Origin of the sequence: Streptomyces boncukensis (genome assembly GCF_011045075.1) — a bacterium.
GTDB lineage: Bacteria > Actinomycetota > Actinomycetes > Streptomycetales > Streptomycetaceae > Streptomyces > Streptomyces boncukensis.
Genome location: NZ_JAAKZZ010000589.1, coordinates 1 through 4,142 on the forward strand (window position 1 = coordinate 1; position 4,142 = coordinate 4,142).

The window sequence follows — 4,142 nt, forward strand, 5'->3', positions numbered from 1 at the left end:
GTGCGGGGGAGTGCGGTCGACGGACAGCTTCAGGCCCGCGCCGCTGACCGCCTCCCGCGCGAGCCGCTCCAGCGCTGCGGTGCGCTCCCGGGGCGGGAGCGAACCCGGCGCGGGGAGCGCGGCCTTGGGTGTCGCCGTCCCCGGACGTACCGTTCCGGCGGTCTGGCCGGGGCCCAGCTCCCCGGACCGGCCCGCCTCCAGGGAGGCGGCGGCCGTGGTCAGCCTGGTGGCGGCGTGCGCGGTGGAGTCCGCCACCACGGCGAGGCCGTGCTCGAACTGCCCGCGGTGGGCCAGTGTGCTGGTCACCGCCGGCAGCGGCGCCTCCTCGGCGGTCAGGGCGCGCGCGACATCCCGGGCGTAGCGGGCCAGCCCGGCCCGGTCCCGTGCGCTGAGCACCAGCAGCTGGGCGTCGTCCGCCGCCTGTGGGGCCCGCTCCTGCGGGGACTCCTCCAGTACGAGGTGGACGCCGGTGCCGCCGAACCCGAACGCGCTGACGGCGGCCCGGCGCACCGGACCGCGCTCGGGCCAGTCGCCGACCGCCGTCGGGACGGTCAGCCGGGCCGCGTCGAGGCCGAGGTGCTCGGCCGGCTCGTACTCCGGCTGCGGCGGTATTCGGCCCTTCTGCACGGCCAGTACCGTCTTGATCAGCCCGGCGATGCCCGCGGCGCCGAGCGAGTGCCCGAGGACGGCCTTGACGGCGCCGAGGTACGCGGGCGCGGCGCGCTCCCCGCGCAGCTCGCCCAGCACCCCGATCTCGGACTGGTCGCCGACGTGCGTCCCGGTGCCGTGCGACTCCAGGAAGTCCGCGGCGTCCGGCGCCAGCCCCGCGTCCCGGTACGCCCGGCGCAGCACGCGCAGCTGGCCGTCGGGCCGCGGGTACATACCGCCGCTGACCTTGCCGTCGTTGCCGGTCCCGACGCCGCGGACGACCGCGTACACCCGGTCGCCCGCCGCCAGCGCGTCCGCGAGCGGGCGCAGCACCAGCACCCCGGCGCCCTCGCCGAGCACGAAGCCGTCGGCCCCGGCGCCGAACGGGCGGCAGGTGCCGCTGGGCGAGACGGCGCCGATCCGGCACAGCCCCACCAGCAGATCCGGGGTGAGCATCAGCTGCGCGCCGCCCGCGAGGGCGATCCGGCACCGGCCGGTGCGCAGCGCGTGCACGGCGTTGGCGACGGCCAGCAGCCCGCCGGAGCAGGCGGCGTCCAGCGCGTAGCTCTCCCCGTGCAGGCCGAGCACCGAACTGACGGTGCTGGGCCCCATGTTCATCAGCAGTCCGGCCACCGAGGAGCCCTGCAGGGCGTCGACGGCCCCGGCGAGCGGCGGCAGTTCGTCCGCCGCCGCGCCGAACTCGCCGCCCGCGAGCTGCCGCATCCGCAGATGCAGGGTGCTGATCTCGCGGTAGCCGCTGTCGGTGAGCGCCATCATGACGGACGTGTGCTCGCTGTCGAAGCCGTCGGCCTCCCAGCCCGCGTCCTGGACGGCCTCGCGCGCCAGGTCCACCAGCAGCCGGTGCTGCGGGTCCATGGCCCTGGCGCGGCGCGGCGGAATCCTGTAGTGCGCTGCGTCGAACTGGTCGACGTCCGGCAGCAGCGCCATCGTGTCGGTGTAGACCGAGTGCGAATCTCTTAAGTCGGTGCTGAAGAAGCCGTCCCGGCGCCAGCGCGTGTCCGGGACGGTGTCGAACTGCGTGCTCGGAGCCGTCAGCAGTTCCCAGTACCGGTTCAGGTCTCCGGCCCCGGGAAAGCGACAGGACATCCCTACGATCGCGATGTCCTCGCGGTCCGCCCCCGTTGTGTCGTTCATGACTTCCCTTCCGTTTTCCCGCTGTTGTGCTTCCAGTGAAGCCGCGGTGCCTACGGAGAAGCCGCGGCTGTTGTCATGTAGGTCGCCGTGGAGCTGCCAATCGTTCCCTCCACCAGTCCGCCGTCTGCGCGAACTGCTCGGCCGCCGGGGTCGCGCGCACGGTGAACCGGTCGGTGTACGCGCCGGAGTCCAGCACGAACGGCCGGTCGAACTGGTAGGACACCTCGCGCAGCTCCCGCAGCAGCGGCGAGAACAGTCCCAGCAGGCGCAGCGTGCCCCCCGACATCCCGCGCACCGGCACCGTGTCGACGCCGGCCTGCTCCGCGAGTCCCCCGACCATCTCCCGCGCCGACCGCGCCGGTGCGGTCGGCGCGTGCCACGCCCGCCCCCAGGCGTCCTCGTTGCCCGCGACCTCGGCCAGGGCACGGGCCAGGTCGGGCAGATAGGTCCAGCTGTGCGGCGCGTCCGGGTCGCCGAGCACGGTGACCGGCTTGCCGCGCAGCACCCGGGGCACGACCCGGGCCGCCAGGTGCCCGCCGTCGGTGACGCCGGGCCCGAAGAAGTCCGAGGCCCGTACCTCGACCGCGCGGATGCGGCCCGCCTCGTGGAGTTCCCGCGCCCGCTGCCACACCTCGGCCCGCACCCGCCCCTTGGTTCCGGTGGCGGCGAGCGGCAGCTCCTCGGTGAGTTCGCCGTCGACCGGGCCGTAGCCGTAGAGGTTGCTCAGCAGGACGAGCAGCGCGCCGCTCTCCTCGGCGGCGGCGCACAGCGCGGCGGCCAGCGGCGGGAAGTCCCGTGCCCAGTGCTGGTAGGGCGTCCCCGCGCAGGCGTAGAGCGCGGTCGCGCCCCGTACGGCGGCGGTCAGTTCGCCGCGGGCTGTCGCGTCCAGCGCGATGTGTTCGATCTCCGGCTCGGCGTTTGCGGCTTCCGGCTCCGCGCTCCCGGCTCCCGGCCCGGCGGGTCGGCCGGACCGGGTGATGACCCGCACCGTGCACCCCCGTTCGGCCAGGTGCCGTGCTGTTGCCGCGCCGGCGGGCCCGTAGCCGATGACAATGTGAAGACTCATCCGCCACAAGCTATCGCCTTACGGCGTGGTGTGCCGCACACCGTCAGCGGCCCACCGGGTCGGCCTCGGCGCCGTCGCCGGGAGTGACGAGGGCGAGGTGACCGCCGTCGTCCAGCGGTGTCGGCACGGTGAGAGTGGCCAACTCCCCGGCCCTGTCGAAGAGATGAATCTCACCATGGCCGCCGCGGGTGACCGCGGTCAGCGCGGCCCCGGGCGAGCCCGCCACGGCGCGGCGCTGCACCCCGTCCCAGGGCGTGCCGCCGGCGCGCGGGGCGCCGTCCATGGGCGGCAGCGGCATCCGGGCGGTCACCTCGGGGAGTCCGGAGGGCGGGCAGGAGAGCAGGATCAGCTCGTCGCCGTCGGGGTGGACGCGGGTGTAGGCGGCGTGGTCGCGGGTCACCGCCAGGCGGAAGACCAGCCCGGGGCCGAGCGGGCGGCGTCCGGTCGCGCCGGTGTCGAGGTGGTGGAACCAGGCGTCGTTGGTCCACTCCGGCCAGCGGGCCGGATCCGCCGGGCCGCCGCGCACGCAGGACCACAGCAGCCGCCGTACCGGGTCCAGGCGCAGATAGTAGCCGCGGCCCGGCCCCTCCCAGGACAGCGGCTCCTGAGCGGCCGGCGGGGCCCCCGCGGCCGGACGGGCGCGGTGGACGCCGGATCCGGCCGCCGCGAACAGCAGCCCGGTGCGCGGGTCGTAGGCGTCGCCGTGGCCGTCGCCGTCCGGCAGCGGGACGGTCGCGAGGGGCGCGGCGGGCGGGCAGGAGGGCCCGGCGTCCAGCAGGTCCGCGTGCCGGTAGGCGGCGAGCGCGCCGGGCTCCCGGTGCCTGAGGACCACGAGCGGGTCGTCCCCGCCGGACAGGGTGACGCCGGGCTCGCCGACCCGGGTCCGCACCCGTACGGCGCGCGGGCCGTCCGGCGCTTCGAGGTCCACGGCGGTGAGCACGTCGCTCCAGGGCTCCCCGCTGCGGCCCAGCCCTGTGGTGACGGCGAGGCGGCGGCCGGCCGGGTCGGCGGCCAGGTGCTCGGCGGGGGTGGCGACCGGGACGGTCGCCGCGACCAGCGGGCGCCCCGCTTCCGGGCCGTGGGGATCGAGCACCACCACCTCGCCCGCGAGGTCGTCGGCGAAGGCCCAGCGGCCGCCGGGCAGGGCCAGAAAGCCGGCGTGCTCGGCGAGGTGGCGGCCGGTGAGGGTGGCGCTGATCCGGCCGTCGGGCAGGTCCAGCACATACAGCGCCCCGGCGACCTGGTCGGCGACGAGCAGCCGGGCGGGCTGGTC

General features: G+C 76.1%; 3 protein-coding genes. All 3 read right to left on the reverse strand.

The annotated features are described in order from the left end of the window. The coding region (locus G5C65_RS32560; RefSeq protein WP_165302649.1) for a polyketide synthase at positions 1–1,803 on the reverse strand (1,803 nt) is incomplete at its 3' end. A gap of 73 nt (positions 1,804–1,876) precedes the next feature. Further along, entirely contained in the window at positions 1,877–2,869 is a 993-nt protein-coding gene (locus tag G5C65_RS32565; protein ID WP_165302650.1) for an NAD-dependent epimerase/dehydratase family protein, read from the reverse strand. Positions 2,870–2,912: 43 nt separating this feature from the next. Further along, a partial coding sequence (locus tag G5C65_RS32570) for a hypothetical protein (protein ID WP_165302652.1) occupies positions 2,913–4,142 on the reverse strand: 1,230 nt, incomplete at its 5' end.

Excerpts from the sequence above, each read along its gene's own strand:
- G5C65_RS32565 (WP_165302650.1), bottom strand. The coding sequence starts at position 2,869 with ATGAGTCTTCACATTGTCATCGGCTACGGGCCCGCCGGCGCGGCAACA.